Genomic DNA, 17,644 nt, shown 5'->3' with positions numbered 1-17,644 from the left:
CCTATTCATCGGGCGAGACGTCGACTCCAGGTTCGTACCGCTGTGATTCGATCGTCGAGACGACCAGTTCGCCGTACTCGGCGGCCGTCAGTTCGCCCGCGTTGTACTCCTCCGCGTGGGGCGTCTCGACCGTCGCCGAGCCGTACGAGGCGGGCGCGTCGTCGAGGATCGTCGCCCCCAGCGCGACGGCATCGTAGCCCGTTTCGACCAGCGACGCGTAGCCGCCCGCGATCAGGGCGACGTCGTGAACGTTTCCCTCGTCGTATCGATCGGTGTTGACGTACTCGAGCGTCAGCACGTCCCGCTCGCGTTCGACCGACTCGACGACCATGTCGTACTCCTCGAGCGTCGACGCGAGCCCCTCGAGGTCAGTGATATCGGCGCTCGCGAGTTCCGGAATCCGCTCCTCGAGGATCGCGCTTCGCTCCTCGACGGGGAGGTCGGGGACGTACTCCGAGACCGGCCACTCCGTGTTCTGGGGGAACTCCGTTCCCATCTCCTCGATACAGCCGGCAAGGGAGGCGATCGCGGCGACTGCCCCCGCCTGCAGGAACCGCCGCCGCGTCGGCCGCTCGCTCTCGCCCCCCGGCGCGTTCCGATCCATACCCGTGGCCACGCCGCCTCAGGGCAAATGAATTCGTTCTGCAAACGCCGGCACGGGGATCAAGGATCGGTTTCTCGTAGGGAGTATCGCCCAGATGGCCCTCGAGCTGTACAACGTCGGCCTGGTCGTGATCGGTATCGGACTGTTCGGCGTCGCCGTCCTCCCGCGGTTCGTCTCCGACCGCGCAATCTCGCTGCCGATCTTCTTCGTCGCCTTCGGCATGCTCGTCTTCGGGCTGCCGATCGGGCTCCCCGCGCCGGATCCCTTGGAGCAGGGGACGACGACGGAGCACCTCGCGGAACTGGGCGTCATCATCGCGCTGATGGGCGTCGGGCTGAAGATCGACCGCTTCCCCGGGCTGCGCGCGTGGGCGTCGACCTGGCGATTGCTCGCGATCACGATGCCGCTGTCGATCGCCGGCGCGGCGCTGCTCGGCCGGTGGCTCGGCCTCGTGATTCCGACCGCGGTCCTGCTGGGCGCGTGTATCGCGCCGACCGACCCGGTGCTAGCGTCGGAGGTCCAGGTCGGCGGGCCGGGGATGGGCAGCGAAGAAGAAGGGCTCGAGGAGGCGGCCGGCGGCGAAGACGAGGTCCGGTTCGCGCTCACCTCCGAGGCCGGACTGAACGACGGGCTCGCCTTTCCGTTCACGAACATGGCGATCGCGATCGCCCTCGTCGGAATCGCGCCCGGAAACTGGGTCGGCGAGTGGCTCCTCGTCGATGTCGGCTACCGGATCGTCGTCGGCGTGCTATTCGGCGTCGTCCTCGGCTATCTGACCGCGCGGCTCGTCTTCGCCACGGAACCCGACACCCCCGTCGCGGAGTCGGTCCAGGGACTCGAGGCGATCGCCGGCACCCTGTTCGTCTACGGGGCGACCGAACTCGCGAGCGGCTACGGCTTCATCGCGGTCTTCGTCGCCGCGCTGACGGTCCGCCACTACGAGCGATCCCACGATTACAACCGATCGCTCCACGAGGTCAGCGAGTTCGCCGAGCAGGTGATGATGGCCTTCATCATGCTCTTCTTCGGCGGCGCGATCGTCGGGGGACTCCTCCAGCCGCTGACCCTCGAAGCGATCGCGGCGGCGGTCGCGATCGTCTTCCTCGTTCGCCCAGTCGCCGGGCTGGTGGGGTTTCTCGGGTTCGATCGCGACCCCGCCGAACGGGCGACGATCGCCTTCTTCGGCGTGCGGGGGATCGGCTCGTTCTACTACCTCGCACACGGGCTGAACGAGGCCGCGTTCCCCGACGCCGACGTGTTGTGGGCCGTCGTCGGCGCGGTCGTCCTCATCTCGATCGTCGTCCACGGGGTCACCGCCACCCCGGCGGTCCGCTGGCTCGAGGCGCGGGCGGAGTAGCGGGCGGCTCACCCCGTCCAGTCGGCGCGCTCGAGGAAGACCGTCCAGAGAACGGCGGCGTAGAGGGCCGCACCCAGCGCCGAGAGCCAGCGACCCGGTCCGACCAGCGGCGGGACCGACGCGAGCAGGCCCGCGACCTCGAGACCCAGACCGGCGACGAGTGCCGCGACCGACGCGCTCGCGGTTCGGTCGCCGATCCCGCGGGCGGACGCGACTGCGGGCGGATAGAAGCGGTAGGTGACGCCGACGATCATCAGCCCGAGGAAGCCGCCGACGGCGAGCCGGTAGTGGGCGTCGAACGCGGTCGCCGGCAGCGTCGCGGCGGGTGCGAAGGCGAAGAGCAGACCCAGAACGGCGACCAGCGCGCCGCAGCCGGCGGCGGCGATGACGGCTCGGCCGCCGACGCGTCGGCGCTCGCTCTGCCGAGACAGGTCGAGAACGGCGACGGCGAAGCTGACGAGCGCGGTCGCCTGGAGCGCGGCACCGATGCGAAACAGCGTCCCGCCGCGGAAGTCGACCGCGAGCAGTGCGGGACCGGCGATGCCGGCGGCCACGACCAGCGAGACCAGCAGCGGGTTCACCGAGGCGACCAGCAGTCGGGGCAACAGCCGGAATCCGACCGCGAACACGAGCAGCGCGACCGTGCCGGCGGCGAGTAGGTGAGTCGTCGCCGGCCCGTTCGCCGGGAATGCGGCCGGCTCGAGGCCGAGTGCGGCCGCCAGCGGTAGCGCCGAACCGACGAGCAGGTACGCGAGCACGACGGGGACGGCGGCGTTCGCGACCCGGTCGGCTCGCCTGCGATGGGCATCGGTCTCGCCGGTCCCGGTCTCGCGTCCCGTCGGGTTGTCGCGAACGGTCCAGAACAGCGTTCCGATGAAGACGAGGCCGCCGACGAGCCAGCTAGCCGCGCCCGCGAGTGCGACGGTCGAGGAGCCGATTCCGGCCCCGGCCGCGAACGCACCGATCGCGCCGAGCGAGGCGAACGGGAGATGAATCGCCGGCGCGCGCGGAACCGCGAGTTCGCGCGCGAAGTACGACGGCACGAGGGTGTAGGCCTTCCCGAAGACGACGTGGAAGACGAATCCGAACACGCCGAGCGGGACGGTCGCGGCTCTCCCCGCGCCCGCGGCGACGGCGACCTGCCACGCGACGAAGAAGCCGATGCCGACCGCGACGAACGCGCGCGACCATCGCGTGACGGTGGCGGTCGCGTTCCCGGTCCCGGTCGCCATCGCGCGATCAGAACGGCGACTGGACGGTCGTGTCGTCTCCCTCGCGTCCCCGCGCTCCCCTCCCCGGTCCGCCCCCGACCGACTCGCTCGGGACCTCGCCGGACTCTCGATACTGCGCCTCGAGGGACTCGAGCGTTTCGTTGAGCGACTCGGACTGGTGGTGGGACGGACGGATGCGGACGCGCACGAGGTCGTACTCGTGGCGATCGCTCAGGCCGTTCCAGGCGCGGAACGAGCCCTTGACGAGCGCGTCGGCCTGCGGACAGAACTCCGTCGTGGGGCTGAACTCCGCCCGGAGGACGGTCGAGTCGTCGGCGTCGACCGCGTACCGGTAGCCCGCCTCGGGATGTCGTCGGTCGAGGTTGAGCCGCGCCAGGTTGTAGCCGAAGGTGGCGTCGTAGACGCCGCGCTCCTCGAACAGTTCCCGAGTCACGTCGTGGAACGCGACGTGGGCCTCACCCTCGAGGACGTCGTGGCCCTCGAGGAAGTCCCCCGGCTCGGGAATGTGATCGGGGACGAACGATCCCGGATCGTCGAAGCTCCCCTCGCCGTCGGCCTCGTCCGTCGATCGCCCGCTCGAAAAGGGATTCATTGTGATACCGGCTACGTTCCGCATCGCCCAGTAGGTCTTCCCGAACATGTGACGCCCTCCGTCGATCGCTCCCAGTTTTCGTGAATTCCACGGCGATTCCGCCGACAATCGGTGATTGTGGCGTGACTGTCACTCCCTGAAGAGTTTTAGAAGGTATGAATGAAATAAAAGTAGTAACTATTCTGTGCCAAATTAGGTCGTCAATGATCAGGCATAGTCATCTATGTTCACATCTGGTGCCCAACTTCGGCTTGGGGCCAGAGGATTTATACCTGATCGAAGAAAGAATCCGGCCAATGCTACTCTCAGTCGATCGGTCGGACGCGACAGCCGAGAAATCTCTCAGTTTCGCCGTCGTTGCTGCCGTCGCCGAGCGGGAAGGCGTCGATCCCGTCGACCTCGAGCCCCCCGAATACGAAGCGCTCTACGATGTCATCAATCCCGAAGCGCTGGACGCGCTCTTCGCGACCCGAGAGAACGGCCGCGAGCGACCGACCGGCCGCGTCGAATTCCCCTTCTGTGGCTATCAGGTCGCCGTCACGAGCGACGGCGATGTCGAGGTGTCCGATCCCGAGTCGACGTTCGAGTGAGATCGTTCGCCGGTGACCGGCTACTCGCCGCGCTCGATCCGTTTCCGCCACTCGGACGGAAGCGGCTGTGAGGAGCCAGAATTCGGCTCAGTGAGGACCTGAACAGTGCGTGCCGTCGCGGCACGCTCACCGTTCGCGCGGATCTCGTACTCCATGGGGAGACTCGAGTCGCCGAGCTCCGGCACGCGGAGCGCGACGGTGACGGCGTCGTCGGCCTCGATCGGGCTCGCGTACTCGAGTTCGAGGCTCACGAGGACGGTGTTCGTCTCGGTCAACGAGACGTCGAGCACGTCTCGAAAGTAGTCTTCTCGGGCCTGCTCGAGGTACGTGGCGTAGGTTGCATTGTTGACGTGGCCCATGAAATCGATGTCCCGGAGCCGGACGTCGACGGCGGTCTCGTAGCTGTAATCGCCCATACGGCGTGTACAGCAGTGGCCGCCGTATAGCTATTACTCGTCGGTCGGCGCCGAGAGAAGCGCCGCGTCGGTCAGTCGTCGGCAGTCGCCGCCTCGAAGACGGTCTCGTGGAGGCGATCCGCGACGATCTCCATCAGCGGTTCCATGTTCCGGGTGTCGGCCCGGTTGTACTCGACGAGCGTCTCGAGGGCCCCCTCGTCGCCGGATTCGTACTCGTGCCAGAGGCGCACCGCGTCGCGACCGCTGATTTCGGGCATGTCCCGGTCGATACCGAGGTCCTTCTCGATCGCTTTCAGGCCGCCGTCCAGTCCCAGCTTCTTGCAGGGATACATGAGGTCGACGTGGGGCACGTCGACGTCGACGTCGAAACACGTCTCGAGGAAGGGCACGTCGAAGCGCTGGCCGTTGAACGTGACCAGCATCGCCGAGTCGGCGAGCTCGCGCTCGAGGCGGTCGGCCGTGAGGTCGCGGTCCTTGACGAAGGTCTTCGTCTCGCCGCCCCGGTGGAGGCTGACGGTCGTCACGTCGTTACATGACGCGTCGAGTCCGGTCGTCTCGATGTCCAGAAAACACGTCTCGTCGCTGACGTTCTCGTAACACCGCCAGCGACTCGACGCTGGCAGCGCCTCCGCGAAGACGGAAACGTCACCGCGCTCTAAGTGGGTCCGTCCCTCGTCGATGAACGTCTCGATCCGATCGGTCAGGGTCGACCCGACGACGCTGCCGTCGAACTCGTCCCAGTGGGTGATCCCGTTCTCCCAGAGTCGTCGTTCGGTCGTCTCCCCGACGCCGCGGACGGGGATGAAACTGTTCTCGATTCGCACACCAGTTGCAGGGCGCGGGGCGGGTAAAAGCGCTTGGATCGGTTGCGAGGCGGTGGCCGGTTTCGACCGGGACGGATTACAGCTCGAGCCAGTCGGTGGTCGCGTCCTCCTCGCGGAGGTGCCACTGTTGTTCGTCGGTCCCGTCCCGAGAGCGGACCGTGACGACCGCATCGAACATCGGCTCGAGGAGATTGACGGCGTCGTGGTCGGACGCGAGCGGCAGGTGATAGTGGCCCATGCCGCGAGCCTGATCGACTCGCGAGGTCGTCAGATGCAACAGTCGGAACACCGTTTCCGTGTCGTACTCCCGGAGCAGCGGGACGAGCGAGTCGACGCAGACGCGGAGTTCCGACGGGTCGAACTCGTCGGCGGCGTCGGCGAGTTCGTCGATGGTCTCGACGATTTCGATCCCGAGCGTTCCCAGCGACGGCCGCCCGTTCTCGCCGTCCGAGTCCACGTCCGTCTCGAGTCCCGACCGCGAGTAATCGATCGTCCGAACTCGGTCGGTCTCGGCGTCGGCCGTTCGGTCGCACGCGACGCGGTCGTCCGCGTTCGTAACGAACAGTCGGTACCGAGAGTCGCGTTCCCCTGCGCCGAGCAGTTGCTGACAGACCGTCTCATGTGTACTCGCCGCCGCACCGACGAGCAAAACGTTGCTCCCCTCCCGCTTGAGCGTCCCGAGCGTCCGTGCGAACGTCGCACGGTCGGGCACGGCTCCCCCTCGCTCGTCTTCCATTCCGTTCGATCAGTCAGAGGGTATCGAGATAAAAATTGTGGCTTCCTACGGATCCGAAAAGGGTCCTACGGTAGGGAAATTCTCCCCGGTCCCACTGATCGGCCGGTTTTTTACATCGGCTCCCGTAGGTGGCATATGGCCGATTCCGACGACGAACTCGCCGACGCGGTTCGCGAACTCGCGCGGACGATCGATGCGCTCCGAGACGAACTCGAGGGCCCGCGCTCGCGTCGCCGGCCACCGCTGCGCCCGCCGACGCCGCGCGAACTCCTGCGATTCACTGACGAAGTCGCGCTCCCCGCCGTCCTGGCCGTCCTCGAGACCAGCGTCCGCGCGCTCGAGGCGTTCCAGCGGAGCCTGAAAGTCGTTCGAACCGGGCAAGAGGCTCGCGACCGAACGTCTGCGGCCACCGAAGCGACGAGCGAGCGCGCGAGCGAACTCCGCCGCACGACGCTCTCCCAACTCGACTCCGTGCTCTCGGAACTCCAGCGAGCCGCTTCCGAGGGCGGGCTCCCCGCCGACGAGGAGGCCCGCGACCTCCTCACGGAAGCCCGGGAACTGCGCGACGACGTCGACAGCCGCCTCCGGGACGCCGCCGAGCGTGAATCGCGAATCGAGTCGACCGATTCCGACCTCGATCGACCGGCGTCCGAAAGCGGGGTGACGATCGATATCGAGGACGGACCGCTGACCGACGACGGGACGGAGACGGACCGCGCCGACGACGACCCCGACCGCGACTCCGCCGTCGACGTCGACGCCGAACTCGAGACGCTGCGAGACCAGTACGCCGACGGGAACGGCGACTCGAGCGAGGACGACTCGAAGGCGGGCGACTCGAGCGAGGGCGATACCGACGGATCGGACGGAGGCGGCTCCGACGGCGGCGCTGGGGCTGACGGCACGGAAGACGACAGCGACGAAACCTGACTCCGCTGTGGCAGGCGCGTCGGTCCGTCGGGTGTCAGACGGGCTCGAACCGGTAGCCGTCCCACGCCTGACTCTCGGGCTCTCTGATGCCCGCGCCGGGTTCGCGGAGTTCGTCGACGGAGACCGGTCGGACCTCGTCGCCGGTTTCGACGTCGCCGGTGGTCAACTGGCCGATCGCTCGGACCGACTCGCCCTCACCGTCGGACTCCGTCCGGCTCTCCGAGGCTCCCCGTGCCTCGGTCACCTCGAACTCGACGATCGCGAGGTGGTTGGGTTCGCGGACGCCGGGCGGCGTCGCGGTACTGGTCGTCCAGGTCACGATTTCGGCGGTGTGCTCGCTGAGATCGATCGTTTCGACCGGTTCCGATCCGTCCGGCCCGCGCGGGTGTCCGGGGTAGGTGATGGAGCCGTCCTCGTATCGCGTCGCTTCCATGGTCATTGTGCGGTCTCCATGATGGTCGTGATCACGCAGTTGCCGAAGCCGCCGACGTTACAGCACAGGCCCGCGTCCGCGTCGACCTGTCGCGGGCCGGCCTCGCCCACGAGTTGTTCGTAGATCTCGACGCCCTGAGCGACACCGCTCGCACCGAGCGGATGCCCCTTCGATTTGAGTCCGCCCGAGGTGTTGGTCGGCAACTGGCCAGTGTCTCGCTCGGTGTACCCCTCCTCGACGAGTTTCCAGGCCTCGCCCTGCTCGGCGAAGCCCAGCCCCTCCATCTGCAGGAACTCGAGAATCGTGAACATGTCGTGGAGTTCGGCCACGTCGATATCCTCCGGTTTGGTATTGCTCATCTCGTAGGCCCCCTTCCCGCTCTCGACGACGCCGCCCATCACGGTCGGGTCCTCGCGTTCGTGGACGACCTGCGTGTCGGTCGCCCCGTCGATGCCCGAGACGACGGCGTAGTCGTCGGTGTACTCTCGCGCGACGGATTCCGGGCAGAACAGGAGGGCCGCCGAACCGTCCGTGATCGGACAGAAATCGTACAGCCGCAGCGGATCGGCCACGATCGGCGACTCGAGGATCGTCTCGAGGTCGACCTCGCGCTGGAACTGCGCGTTCGGGTTGTCGACGCCGTTCTGGTGATTCTTGACCGCGACCCTCCCGAGGCTCTCACGCGGCGCGTCGAACCGCTCGAGATAGCGGCGTGCGGTGAGGCCGGCGAACGACGGCAGCGTGACGCCGGCTTTGTACTCGACCGGATGCGTCACCGAGGCGATGATGTCGGTCGTCTCGGGCGTCGACCGATGGGTCATCTTCTCGCCGCCGACGAGCAGGGTCATGTCGCTGGCCCCGCTTTCGATCGACTGCCAAGCGGCGTAGATCCCCGCACCGCCGCTCGCACTCGTCTGGTCGACGCGCTGCTGTACGCCGGGATGGCACCGATATCGTGTACCAGCGCGTTCATCACGCCCGTCTGTCCTTCGAACTCGCCGCTCGTCATGTTCGAGACATAGAGGTGCTCGACGTCGCTCGCGTCGACACCCGCGTCCTCGAGACACTCGATGCCGGCCTCCGCGAGGAGGTCCTGAATCCACTCGCCCTCCCGTTGCCCGAACTGAGTCATCGACGCACCGATGATCGCGACACGTTCCATATCTGGTGATTCCTCTGCCGATTTCTGACTACGAGTTGTCGGTTAAAACTACGGACGAGAACCACTCAATGAACTCGGTGTGCGGAACTACGGGTCTCCGTGAGAAACGGCTCGAGAGGTGGCACAAGCGGCTGCCGGCGACGATCAGAGGTGTGCAACGGTAGTCAGCGATGGCCGGAAGCCGGATCTCTCGCGGTCAGCGGTCCTGTACCCTCCCCCGGACTCGAGGAACCCGCATTCAACTCATCGACGGCTTACACCGGCTCGAACCGGTAGCCGTCCCACGCTTGACTCTCCGGTTCCCGAATGCCTGCGCCGGGTTCGCGGAGTTCGTCGACGTAGACCGGCCGAACTTCGTCACCGGTTTCGACGTCGCCGGTGGTCAGTTGACCGATCGCGCGGACGGACTCACCGTCTATCTCGAACTCGACGATCGCGAGGTGGTTCGGTTCGCGGACGCCGGGCGGCGTCGCGGTACTGGTCGTCCAGGTCACGACTTCGGCGGTGTACTCGCTGAGGTCGATCGTCTCGACCGGCTCCGAACCGCCGGGGCCGCGCGGATGGCCGGGGTAGGTGATCGAGCCGTCGTCGTAGCGCGTCGCTTCCATGGTCATTGTGCAGCCTCCATGATGGTCGTAATCACGCAGTTGCCGAAGCCGCCGACGTTACAGCACAGGCCCACGTCCGCGTCGACCTGCCGCGGGCCGGCCTCGCCCACGAGTTGTTCGTAGATCTCGACGCCCTGAGCGACACCGCTCGCACCGAGCGGATGCCCCTTCGATTTGAGTCCGCCCGAGGTGTTGATCGGTAACTCGCCGTCGCGCTCCGTGTAGCCGTCCTCGACGAGTTTCCAGGCCTCGCCCTGCTCGGCGAAGCCCAGCCCCTCCATCTGCAGGAACTCGAGGATCGTGAACATGTCGTGGAGTTCGGCCACGTCGATATCCTCCGGTTTGGTATTGCTCATTTCGTAGGCCCCCCTCCCGCTCTCGACGACGCCGCCCATCACGGTCGGGTCCTCGCGCTCGTGGACGACGTGGGTGTCCGTCGCGCCGTCGATCCCCGAGATGACGACGTAGTCGTCCGCGTAGTTCTCGGCCATCGACTCCGGACAGAGCATGAGCGCCGCCGAACCGTCCGTGATCGGACAGAAATCGTACAGCCGCAGCGGATCGGCCACGATCGGCGACTCCAGCACCGTCTCGAGATCGACTTCCTTCTGGAACTGGGCGTGGGGATTGTCGACGCCGTTCTTGTGATTCTTGACGGCGACCTTGCCGAGGCTCTCGCGCGGCGCGTCGAACCGCTCTAAGTAGTGGCGCGCGGTGAGGCCGGCGAACGACGGCAGGGTGACGCCGGTCTTGTACTCGACGGGGTGGGTCAGCGACGCGATCACGTCGGTGGCCTCCCCGGTCGTCCTGTGGGTCATCTTCTCACCGCCGACGAGCAGCGTCATGTCGCTGGCCCCGCTGGCGACCGACTGCCAGGCGGCGAAGATCCCCGCGCCGCCGCTGGAACTCGTCTGATCGACGCGCTGCGTGTACGCCGGCATCGCGTCGAGGTCGTGAGCTAGCGCGTTGGGAGCGCCCGTCTGCCCTTCGAACTCGCCGCTGGCCATGTTCGAGACGTACAGGTGCTCGACGTCGCTCGCGTCGACACCCGCGTCCTCGAGACACTCGATGCCGGCCTCCGCGAGGAGGTCCTGTATCCACTCCCCCTCCCGTTGCCCGAACTGGGTCATTGAGGCTCCGATGATTGCAACACGTTCCATAACCTATCAGACTCGAGGTATTGATTTATAAGTGAGGGTCGTGGCAGCGGTCGGACTCACCGCGAGAGACGGAATCGGACCGACGTGCTGTGTCTCGAAAACGCGAGTAATAGCTCGAACCGGCGATTGATATCCTTACGACGCCGATTCCGCTGCCGTCGTCCGCAACTCGCTCGCTCGCGAGCGCGCCTGCGAGATGACCGCGGGTCGGGCCTCGAAGGAGACGATGACGTCCTCGTCGCCGTAGGTGACGTCGTCGACGTTCGCGTTGTCGTGGAGCCACGAGACGACGCTCATCGTGTCGTCGGTCATCGGCAACATAAGGCGCTCTTCCTCCCAGTCCGGCAGTTCGTGATCGATCCGCTCGAGGAGGCCGTCGACGTTGAGTCCCTCCTTGGCGCTGACGGTGACCGGGTTCGGCGCGAGCGACGAGAGCGCCTCGCGTTTCTCCGCGAGTTCCTCGTCGCTCACCTGATCGACCTTGTTCAGGACGGTCACGATCGGCGCTTCGTTGCGCTCGTAGAGGGTGTCGTGGGAGGTGACCAGCTTCTCGTGGATCTCGTCGATCGGTTCGCTGACGTCGACGACGAGCAAGACCAGGTCGGCCCGGTAGACCGAGTCCAGCGTCGACTTGAACGACTCGACCAGCCAGTGGGGCAGATCGCTGATGAACCCGACGGTGTCGGTCACCAGCACGTCCCGCCGATCGATCGCCGCGCGTCGAGTCGTCGTCCCCAGCGTCGTGAACAGCTTGTCCTGGGACTCGGCCGTCGGGTCCAGATCGGGGTGGAGCTCCTCGTTTTCCTCGACCTCGAGATCGGTCGCGATCTGGCGCAACAGGGTCGACTTGCCCGCGTTGGTGTAGCCCGCGAGCGCGACCAGATCGAACCCGGAGTCGCGACGGCGCTCCCGGCGTTGCTGTTCGGTCTGCTCGATCCGCTCGAGCTCGTCCTTGATCCGGCTGATCTGGGCCTTGATGTCCCGTTCGCGGCTCTCGTCGTACTCACCGAGGCCCATGAAGCCCGGATGTTCCTCCCGCTTGGCGAGGCTCGTCTTCGCCTCTGCGCGGGGTAGTTCGTATCGGAGTTCGGCCAGTTCGACCTGGAGCTGGGCCTTCCGGGTCTGGGCGCGCTGACCGAAGATCTCGAGGATCAGCGTGAACCGGTCGATGACCTCGACGCCGTCGGGCAGAAGTTGTCCGAGGTTGTACGTCTGATAGGGGCCGAGCCGATTGTCGAAGACGACGGTCGTCGCGTCGGTCTCCGCGACGAGCGCGGCCAGTTCCTCGGCTTTTCCCTCACCGATCTGAAGGGCCGGGTCGGCCCGTCTGGACTGCGTGACCTCGCCGACGACGGTGTACCCCGCCGCGCGGGCCAGGTCGCGAATCTCGCTCGTGTCGGCCGTGCCGGAATCGACGCGTTTTGCGATGATCGTGTTCATACGGGTGGCTGTGTGTCTGCCGGGCGTGGTCGGTCGTGCTCGCTCAAGCGCCGTCGCTCGACGCTCCTGCGATCCGTCGCTCGCACGCGCCGGCCGCGTCGACGGTGCGGGCACTGCCGCGTGGACCCGGAGACGCTAACGATGCCGGTCGCACACCTCCGTTGGACGCACGTGAGTCATACCCGCCCGTACGCGACGAACCGTCTTGAATCCCGCGCCCACCGCGGTCATTCGATTCGCTCGCAGATCGGCTCGATGTCGTCTCGGCAGGGTATCGTCCCTCGATCGGATCGCTCACGCGCTCCTCGAACGGAGCCGACCACAACAGTCATAGGAACCGACTCGAATTGAGGTGCATAATGCTAGATCTCGATCCGACGGCGCTCGGCCTCGAGTTCGGGGGCGGCGCGGTCATCGGCGGCCTCATCGGGTTCGCAGCGAAGAAGATCGCGAAACTCCTCGCGATCATCGTCGGCGTCCAACTGATGGCCTTTCGCTACCTCGAGTCCCAGGGGATCATCATCGTCGACTGGAACCGGCTCTCGGCCGGGATCCTGAAGACACAGGAACGAGCGGGGGATGCGGCGGACATTCACTGGCTCCAGTCGATGATCTCGACGCTGTCGATCGGCGCGGGCTTTACCGGCGGCTTTCTGGTCGGCTTTCGACGCGGATAACGCGGCGTCGAACGGACACTCGGCTCGCGTCGTCCTTATCGCGTTCGAAGATCGTCTTTGTCTTTGACGATCTCCGTCTCCGCGTTGCCGCTGGTGTGTTCGTTGACGGTGTCGTAGAACTCGTTTTGCAGGCCGGCCGGGAACGTGAGCACGCCGATCCACGAGCCGTCGCCCTGCCACTCCTCGCGCTCGAGATCGCCGAACTGGCGGATCTTCGCCTGCGCGCTGCCGGCGTGGTCGGCCGGCACCTGCACGGCGACGGTGACCTCCTCGAACCGGATCGGGATGATCGGCCGCAGCGCGTCTAAGGCGTCGTCGACCTGCTCCTGAACCGGCTCCATCGGATCGACGGTGAAGCCGGCCTCCTCTAAGGCGTTCTCGATCCGTTCGGGCGGATGGGGCGCGTTGTCCATCTGCGGGTTGACCGCGTTGCGCGTGATCGTGTCGATCAACTGCTTTCGCTTCTGTTCTTGCATCTCGCGGCGCTGATCGGCCGTGATCTGGATCTCTCCCTGCTTGATCACCTGGGGGATGATCTCCAGCGGCTCCGTGGTATCGAAGACCTTCTCAAGGTCGGCCTCGGCGGGCCGATCACCGCGGGAGGCGTCCTCGAAGACGTCCTCGGCGGCGATCACGTCTTCGAGATCCCCCTCGAACTCGTCGCGTTTGATTTCGAGCGCCGCGTCCGGGTCGACTAACACTTCGAAGCGCGCCCCGTGGGACTCGAGTCGCGCCGTCACTGCCTCGTCAAGCGAAATCATACCTGACGGTTCCCCCGCCAATGAAAAGAGTGTTTCCCGAACTGATCCGGTATCGCGGTCGAAACGCACCGGGCCGTATCGGGTCGGTGCGGTCGCCGTCTCGATGCGATCGAGCCCCTGATCGTCTCCCTCGCCGATCACGACCGTCGAGCGGGGCGCTCCTCGCGCAGTGACTGCGGAAAACGGCGTCGGAAACCGCACGTGGCGTCTCGATTACTCGGCAGGTTCGTCGTCTGCGTCCTCGTCCTCGCTCTCGCCCGTATCGAGGAGGTCGTTCTCCTCGAGGTAGGTCTGGAGTTCGCCGCGGTCGGAACCGACGGCCAGCGCCTTCCACTCGTAGGGGGTCCCCGAGGGGTCGGTCTCGAACAGGCGCGGTTCGCCGTTGTCGATGCCGCCGACGATCAGCGCGACACCGAACGGTCGGGCACCGCCGACCTGGGTGTACTGCTGGATGTGGTCGGTGACTTCCTTGGTCAGCGTCTCGACGCCAATGGGCTCGCCGTAGCGCAGCTGGTTGACCTGCGTCTGGCGGCGTGCGAAGTCGATCAGCTGGCGGGCGTCGGCCACGTGGCCCGCGCTGGCGATACCGACGTGGTCGTCGGCCTTGTGAATCTTCTCGACGCTCGAGTCCTCGAGCAGCGGGGAGGGAACTCGTTTGTCGACCGCGAGGACGACGCCGTCGTTCGTTCGGACTCCGATACTCGCCGTGCCTCGTTTGACCGCCTCACGAGCGTACTCGACCTGGTAGAGTCGGCCGTCGGGCGAGAAGATCGTGATGCCGCGGTCGTACGCCTGCTGTTGTTGTTGTCCCTGCATAGTATCACACTAAATGGTAATCGAGGTCTGTCGCGCCCACGAACGCCTCATCGAGTCGCACGTCCCCAACGCCGTCCCGCAGGACGGCGACTCGCTCTTCGTTCCCGAACACGACGTTTCTCTCTCCCGAATCTTGCCCGGCGCGTCCTAAATAGTTTTCTTCAGCGGCACGGATCGTGCCACTGATACCGCGGACCCGAATCCCGAGGGGAGCGCCGTCGATTCCATCGATACAGGCCAGCGCCGCTCGAGCGGGTTCGGTCTCCCCGCGGCGGACTTTAACGATCGCTTCGCCGGTTCCGTCGGCGAACTCGAACCTGACGACCGACAGATCGGCGTCGGCGCTGCCCGGATCGCCCAGCAGGTTCTGGCCCGCATACCACAGTTCCCGCTGGAACGATCGCCTACCGATCCGCTCGTCCGGCCACGTCTCGAGTTCGACCGCGAGGTATCGCCAGCGCGGGCGGAGGTGCTTCGGGAGGTGTTTCATTCGTCGGTCGTTGCGTCGACCGCGGTCGGGCTCCGTTCGGCGACCAGTACGCCCACCTGATCGTGGACGCGCTCGACGGCCGTCAGCGAGAAGCCGGCGTCTGTGAAGGCGTCCGCGAGCACGCCGACGGTCGCCGGATCGTCGACCTCGGGCGAGTAGAAGGGCGCGTCCGGATCCGGCTCGCCGAAGAACATCACGTCCCCGAGCACGAATTTGCGCGGCTCCAGGTCGGCGATGACCGCGATCGCCTCGCGCTTTTCCTCGTCCGAGAGGTGGTGCAGAGCGAAGTTCGAGGTGACGATATCGACCGGGCCGTCGTAGTTCGGTTCCCGAAAGCTCCCGTGATCGAACGCGAGGTTCTCGAGGCCTTCGTCGTCGGCCTTCTCCTCGGCTTCGGCCATCATCTCCTCGCTGATGTCGCGGCCCACGACCCGCTTCGCGTCGGGGGCCAGCGCGAGCGCGATCGCGCCGGTCCCGGTCGCCAGATCGAGGACGACGTCGTCGGCCGCGGGAGCGGCGTGCTCGACGACGAGGTTCGCACAGGCGTGGTACTCCTTGGACTTCGAGTCGTCGTACTCGCCGGCCTTCTCGTCGAACCGCGCGGCGTGCTCCTCAAGACTCTTCTTCATACCTGCCACGTTCGACCCCCGGCTCAATGAACGACTCGGAGTCGACGTGGCGGTTGCGCTCGGCCAGCCGGCCCCACTCCGCGAGCCCGTCCTCGATGAATTCGGGAGCGAAGCCGATCTGCTCGCCGAGGGCTTTCAGTTCGCGGGGTACCCGCAGCTCGAGGTGCGAGGTCGGATCGGCGCTCACGACGTAGGGCGCGTCGTAGTGGTCGACGATCTCCTGAAGCTTTCGCAGCGACTGTACGACCCGGACGCGGTGGCCGCCGCTCTCTCGCAGGACTCCGGAGAGATTGAATTCGATCCGAACACCGTTCTCGACGGCGGCTTTCGCCAGCACGTGATTGATGTCGCCGCCATCGGTCATCGGGTGTGCGAGCACGTCGACCTTCGGCTGTTCGACGGCGAAGCGGTTCAGCCCGTTCGTCCCGCCGTGGATGCCGACGATCGTCTCCGACGTCCGATAGTTCCCTACCGACCCGCTCGCCTGCTGCGGGTCGTCGGCCCGAATCTCGACGCCCTCGACGACGTCGATCCCGTACTCCTCGCGGATCGCTTCGGGATCGTACGCCGCTCGAGCGTCGCCGTGATTGCGCACGACCACGCCCTCGTAGCCGTAGTCGGCCGCCGTCTTCGCGAACCTGGCGACCGTGCTCTGTCCGTCGGGATGGGCGTGGACGGCCTCGTACATACGCGAACCGTCGCACGGCGAGGACTTGGGGTTTGCGCCATAGAAACCGTAGAAAACCAACTGGAGAACGCCGTGGCCGGGAGCGGGCCCGAACGAACGTGAGGGCACGCGACTCGGGGGAGGGCAGGCGCTTACCTGTAATCCACCGCGAGCGAACGAAGTGAGCGAGCGGGCCGACGACCGACCCGTAGGGGAGGGAGGAGTGCTTTTGATCAACCTTTTACCGAGGGACGTTGCGCTGTGCGGCGAAGCCGCCAGCGCAACAGACTGCAGAGTAAAAGGTTGTTAGTTGAGAATCGACTGCGCCACCGTCGCGAGCTGGCCGTTGTCGGCCTCGCTGAGGCGCTCGTCGCCGATCTTGAGGCGCAGGCGCGGGCGGCCGACGTCGATCGGGACCTTCTCGGTGTCGATTAGACCCATGTCCTCGAGCTTGGTCTTCGTTCGGGAGAACGTCGCCTTGGAGGCGATCCCGACGTCCTCGCCCCACTTGCTGATGTCGTACAGCAGGGCCTCGTTCTTGGCGGCCACGAGCAGGGAAATGGTGACCTCGTCGAGCCCGTCGCCGTCGCCGCGAGCGGTCTCGAGCGAGTTCAGGATCGCGGTGAAGTCGGCCTCGGCCTCGGGACTGATCTCGTCGGAGAGCGTTTCGCGGACGTCCGTGATCGGCGGGGTCCGGAGGTTGAAGTCGGTGGCGTCCTCCCAGCGACCCGCGTAGGTGGCGTAGGTATCGTCGACGAAGCTCTCGTCGTCGGTGGTGAGCCCGCCGACGCGGTCGCCGGCGTGGACCAGCGCGACGACGCGGTCCTCGCTGACCAGCAGCGAGTTCTCGGGGGCCTCCTCGAGCGTTCGCAGCGACAGCGCGCCCTCGCTGATGAGGTCGGCGGCGTTCGAGGCGACGATGAAGTCGTCCATGACGTCTTTCAGCGTTCGTTCGTCGGCGAGCATGTGTACCGACGGCAGGTCGCCGTCGAACGCGGTCGCGACGGAAACGAACTCTTCGATGGCGTCCCGCGACGGGTTGACCATGTAGATATCGCCGCTCGCGTCCTCGAGCACGGACTCGAGGATATCGTCAATCTGGTGGTTAAGTAAATTCGAGGTCATGCCTATACAGAAGTAATCGAGAGCAGCGTACTTAATTTTGGTGGCCGTTTGCACACCAGAACTTCTCCCCTGAGGCCTGTACCGGTAATTTTTGTCCTATAATTCGTTAGTTCGCCGATGAATGAGTGATATCACTTACGGTAGTAGCGAGACGAAAACCCCTCCCCCCTCTTCCTCGCTCTCGGTCGTTGAGGTGGGTCCCATCGACGACCGGTGGCGAACGGACATCTGTAGTCGAGCGTACAATAACTATATACCGAAAACATGTTATTACGATATCGTATGGGCGTTCGACGCAACCGACTGTGGTGGGTCGTACAGGAGTTAGTCGAGAGCGCAGTGAACGGGCGAAGAACGGACCGGACGTCGCGACGGTTAACAGCGCGGGCGAAGCG

The 17,644-nt window shown here is 66.0% G+C and carries 19 protein-coding genes and 2 pseudogenes; 4 read left to right on the top strand and 17 right to left on the bottom strand.

Annotation, left to right across the window (positions count from 1 at the left end; all coding sequences use genetic code 11):
- Position 1 precedes the first annotated feature (1 nt).
- The gene (locus tag LDH66_RS15130) at positions 2-604 is read right to left on the bottom strand and encodes a DUF8159 domain-containing protein (protein ID WP_226481900.1); all 603 of its coding nucleotides are present in this window, start codon (positions 602-604) and stop codon (positions 2-4) included.
- 94 nt (positions 605-698) lie between these two features.
- On the opposite strand from LDH66_RS15130, the gene LDH66_RS15125 reads away from it, so the two are divergent.
- A complete protein-coding gene (locus LDH66_RS15125) occupies positions 699-1,961 on the top strand; it encodes a cation:proton antiporter (protein WP_226481899.1) in 1,263 nt (420 codons plus the stop codon).
- A gap of 8 nt (positions 1,962-1,969) precedes the next feature.
- On the opposite strand, the gene LDH66_RS15120 is transcribed toward LDH66_RS15125, so the two are convergent.
- Positions 1,970-3,193 (bottom strand): hypothetical protein, encoded by a 1,224-nt coding sequence (locus tag LDH66_RS15120; protein ID WP_226481898.1) that lies wholly within the window; start codon positions 3,191-3,193, stop codon positions 1,970-1,972.
- 7 nt (positions 3,194-3,200) lie between these two features.
- Positions 3,201-3,833 (bottom strand): DUF7998 family protein, encoded by a 633-nt coding sequence (locus LDH66_RS15115; protein WP_226481897.1) that lies wholly within the window; start codon positions 3,831-3,833, stop codon positions 3,201-3,203.
- A 248-nt stretch (positions 3,834-4,081) separates the two neighbouring features.
- Between LDH66_RS15115 and ddfA the strand changes: the two genes are divergently transcribed.
- On the top strand, positions 4,082-4,375 hold the full coding sequence (ddfA, locus tag LDH66_RS15110; protein WP_226481896.1) for a DdfA family disk-determining factor: 294 nt from the start codon (positions 4,082-4,084) through the stop codon (positions 4,373-4,375).
- Between the two features lie 20 nt (positions 4,376-4,395).
- On the opposite strand, the gene LDH66_RS15105 is transcribed toward ddfA, so the two are convergent.
- The 3 genes from LDH66_RS15105 to LDH66_RS15095 form a co-directional block, all read right to left on the bottom strand.
- Positions 4,396-4,791, bottom strand: coding sequence for an acyl-CoA thioesterase (locus LDH66_RS15105; RefSeq protein WP_226481895.1), 396 nt, complete (start codon positions 4,789-4,791; stop codon positions 4,396-4,398).
- Between the two features lie 71 nt (positions 4,792-4,862).
- A complete protein-coding gene (locus LDH66_RS15100; protein ID WP_226481894.1) occupies positions 4,863-5,615 on the bottom strand; it encodes a ribonuclease H-like domain-containing protein in 753 nt (250 codons plus the stop codon).
- A gap of 76 nt (positions 5,616-5,691) precedes the next feature.
- Positions 5,692-6,351: a DUF7504 family protein gene (locus LDH66_RS15095; RefSeq protein WP_226481893.1), complete on the bottom strand. Its 660-nt coding sequence runs from the start codon at positions 6,349-6,351 to the stop codon at positions 5,692-5,694.
- Between the two features lie 135 nt (positions 6,352-6,486).
- On the opposite strand from LDH66_RS15095, the gene LDH66_RS15090 reads away from it, so the two are divergent.
- Positions 6,487-7,281, top strand: a complete 795-nt coding sequence (locus LDH66_RS15090) for a DUF7547 family protein (protein ID WP_226481892.1) — start codon at positions 6,487-6,489, stop codon at positions 7,279-7,281.
- A gap of 34 nt (positions 7,282-7,315) precedes the next feature.
- On the opposite strand, the gene LDH66_RS15085 is transcribed toward LDH66_RS15090, so the two are convergent.
- The 5 genes and pseudogenes from LDH66_RS15085 to hflX all read right to left on the bottom strand — a co-directional run bounded on the left by LDH66_RS15085 (position 7,316) and on the right by hflX (position 12,084).
- Positions 7,316-7,720 carry a nucleic acid-binding protein gene (locus LDH66_RS15085; protein ID WP_226481891.1) on the bottom strand — a complete coding sequence of 135 codons (405 nt, stop codon included), beginning with the start codon at positions 7,718-7,720 and terminating at the stop codon, positions 7,316-7,318.
- Positions 7,717-8,876 (bottom strand): annotated as a pseudogene (locus LDH66_RS15080) (thiolase family protein). The gene LDH66_RS15085 and the pseudogene LDH66_RS15080 overlap by 4 nt, the downstream one beginning before the upstream one ends.
- Before the next feature lie 254 nt (positions 8,877-9,130).
- Positions 9,131-9,490, bottom strand: a complete 360-nt coding sequence (locus tag LDH66_RS15075; protein WP_226481890.1) for a nucleic acid-binding protein — start codon at positions 9,488-9,490, stop codon at positions 9,131-9,133.
- The gene (locus tag LDH66_RS15070; RefSeq protein ID WP_226481889.1) at positions 9,487-10,644 is read right to left on the bottom strand and encodes a thiolase family protein; all 1,158 of its coding nucleotides are present in this window, start codon (positions 10,642-10,644) and stop codon (positions 9,487-9,489) included. Before LDH66_RS15070 ends, LDH66_RS15075 begins: the two co-directional genes overlap by 4 nt.
- A 135-nt stretch (positions 10,645-10,779) precedes the next feature.
- A complete protein-coding gene (gene hflX / locus LDH66_RS15065; protein WP_226481888.1) occupies positions 10,780-12,084 on the bottom strand; it encodes a GTPase HflX in 1,305 nt (434 codons plus the stop codon).
- Between the two features lie 359 nt (positions 12,085-12,443).
- Here hflX and LDH66_RS15060 point away from each other — a divergent pair, with 359 nt between their 5' ends.
- Positions 12,444-12,761, top strand: a complete 318-nt coding sequence (locus tag LDH66_RS15060) for an FUN14 domain-containing protein (protein ID WP_226481887.1) — start codon at positions 12,444-12,446, stop codon at positions 12,759-12,761.
- A 35-nt stretch (positions 12,762-12,796) separates the two neighbouring features.
- Here LDH66_RS15060 and LDH66_RS15055 read toward each other — a convergent pair whose 3' ends face one another.
- From LDH66_RS15055 to tbsP, 6 genes and pseudogenes are all read right to left on the bottom strand, one after another.
- Positions 12,797-13,522: a ribosome assembly factor SBDS gene (locus tag LDH66_RS15055; protein ID WP_226481886.1), complete on the bottom strand. Its 726-nt coding sequence runs from the start codon at positions 13,520-13,522 to the stop codon at positions 12,797-12,799.
- A 273-nt stretch (positions 13,523-13,795) separates the two neighbouring features.
- Positions 13,796-14,338 (bottom strand): annotated as a pseudogene (gene psmA / locus LDH66_RS15050) (archaeal proteasome endopeptidase complex subunit alpha); the annotation flags it as partial.
- A gap of 4 nt (positions 14,339-14,342) precedes the next feature.
- On the bottom strand, positions 14,343-14,828 hold the full coding sequence (locus LDH66_RS15045; RefSeq protein WP_226481884.1) for an Rpp14/Pop5 family protein: 486 nt from the start codon (positions 14,826-14,828) through the stop codon (positions 14,343-14,345).
- Positions 14,825-15,457: a class I SAM-dependent methyltransferase gene (locus LDH66_RS15040; protein WP_226481883.1), complete on the bottom strand. Its 633-nt coding sequence runs from the start codon at positions 15,455-15,457 to the stop codon at positions 14,825-14,827. Before LDH66_RS15040 ends, LDH66_RS15045 begins: the two co-directional genes overlap by 4 nt.
- Positions 15,441-16,145, bottom strand: a complete 705-nt coding sequence (locus LDH66_RS15035; RefSeq protein ID WP_226481882.1) for an RNase P subunit p30 family protein — start codon at positions 16,143-16,145, stop codon at positions 15,441-15,443. The genes LDH66_RS15040 and LDH66_RS15035 overlap by 17 nt, the downstream gene beginning before the upstream one ends.
- A 285-nt stretch (positions 16,146-16,430) precedes the next feature.
- Complete coding sequence (tbsP, locus tag LDH66_RS15030) at positions 16,431-17,249, bottom strand: transcriptional regulator TbsP (RefSeq protein ID WP_226481881.1); 819 nt, start codon at positions 17,247-17,249, stop codon at positions 16,431-16,433.
- Positions 17,250-17,644: the final 395 nt, after the last annotated feature.

This window comes from Natrinema amylolyticum, assembly GCF_020515625.1.
GTDB lineage: Archaea > Halobacteriota > Halobacteria > Halobacteriales > Natrialbaceae > Natrinema > Natrinema amylolyticum.
Note: the sequence above shows the minus strand (reverse complement) of the source record. Positions and strands in the feature narration are given on the sequence as shown.

What these genes read in the sequence shown, in the direction of transcription:
- LDH66_RS15035 (WP_226481882.1), bottom strand. Translation starts at nt 16,145, where the DNA reads ATGTACGAGGCCGTCCACGCCCATCCCGACGGACAGAGCACGGTCGCC.
- ddfA (WP_226481896.1), top strand. Translation starts at nt 4,082, where the DNA reads ATGCTACTCTCAGTCGATCGGTCGGACGCGACAGCCGAGAAATCTCTC.
- LDH66_RS15045 (WP_226481884.1), bottom strand. Translation starts at nt 14,828, where the DNA reads ATGAAACACCTCCCGAAGCACCTCCGCCCGCGCTGGCGATACCTCGCG.
- LDH66_RS15090 (WP_226481892.1), top strand. Translation starts at nt 6,487, where the DNA reads ATGGCCGATTCCGACGACGAACTCGCCGACGCGGTTCGCGAACTCGCG.
- tbsP (WP_226481881.1), bottom strand. Translation starts at nt 17,249, where the DNA reads ATGACCTCGAATTTACTTAACCACCAGATTGACGATATCCTCGAGTCC.
- LDH66_RS15055 (WP_226481886.1), bottom strand. Translation starts at nt 13,522, where the DNA reads ATGATTTCGCTTGACGAGGCAGTGACGGCGCGACTCGAGTCCCACGGG.
- LDH66_RS15115 (WP_226481897.1), bottom strand. Translation starts at nt 3,833, where the DNA reads ATGTTCGGGAAGACCTACTGGGCGATGCGGAACGTAGCCGGTATCACA.
- LDH66_RS15075 (WP_226481890.1), bottom strand. Translation starts at nt 9,490, where the DNA reads ATGACCATGGAAGCGACGCGCTACGACGACGGCTCGATCACCTACCCC.
- LDH66_RS15095 (WP_226481893.1), bottom strand. Translation starts at nt 6,351, where the DNA reads ATGGAAGACGAGCGAGGGGGAGCCGTGCCCGACCGTGCGACGTTCGCA.
- LDH66_RS15120 (WP_226481898.1), bottom strand. Translation starts at nt 3,193, where the DNA reads ATGGCGACCGGGACCGGGAACGCGACCGCCACCGTCACGCGATGGTCG.
- LDH66_RS15040 (WP_226481883.1), bottom strand. Translation starts at nt 15,457, where the DNA reads ATGAAGAAGAGTCTTGAGGAGCACGCCGCGCGGTTCGACGAGAAGGCC.
- LDH66_RS15105 (WP_226481895.1), bottom strand. Translation starts at nt 4,791, where the DNA reads ATGGGCGATTACAGCTACGAGACCGCCGTCGACGTCCGGCTCCGGGAC.
- LDH66_RS15085 (WP_226481891.1), bottom strand. Translation starts at nt 7,720, where the DNA reads ATGACCATGGAAGCGACGCGATACGAGGACGGCTCCATCACCTACCCC.
- LDH66_RS15125 (WP_226481899.1), top strand. Translation starts at nt 699, where the DNA reads ATGGCCCTCGAGCTGTACAACGTCGGCCTGGTCGTGATCGGTATCGGA.
- LDH66_RS15130 (WP_226481900.1), bottom strand. Translation starts at nt 604, where the DNA reads ATGGATCGGAACGCGCCGGGGGGCGAGAGCGAGCGGCCGACGCGGCGG.
- hflX (WP_226481888.1), bottom strand. Translation starts at nt 12,084, where the DNA reads ATGAACACGATCATCGCAAAACGCGTCGATTCCGGCACGGCCGACACG.
- LDH66_RS15070 (WP_226481889.1), bottom strand. Translation starts at nt 10,644, where the DNA reads ATGGAACGTGTTGCAATCATCGGAGCCTCAATGACCCAGTTCGGGCAA.
- LDH66_RS15060 (WP_226481887.1), top strand. Translation starts at nt 12,444, where the DNA reads ATGCTAGATCTCGATCCGACGGCGCTCGGCCTCGAGTTCGGGGGCGGC.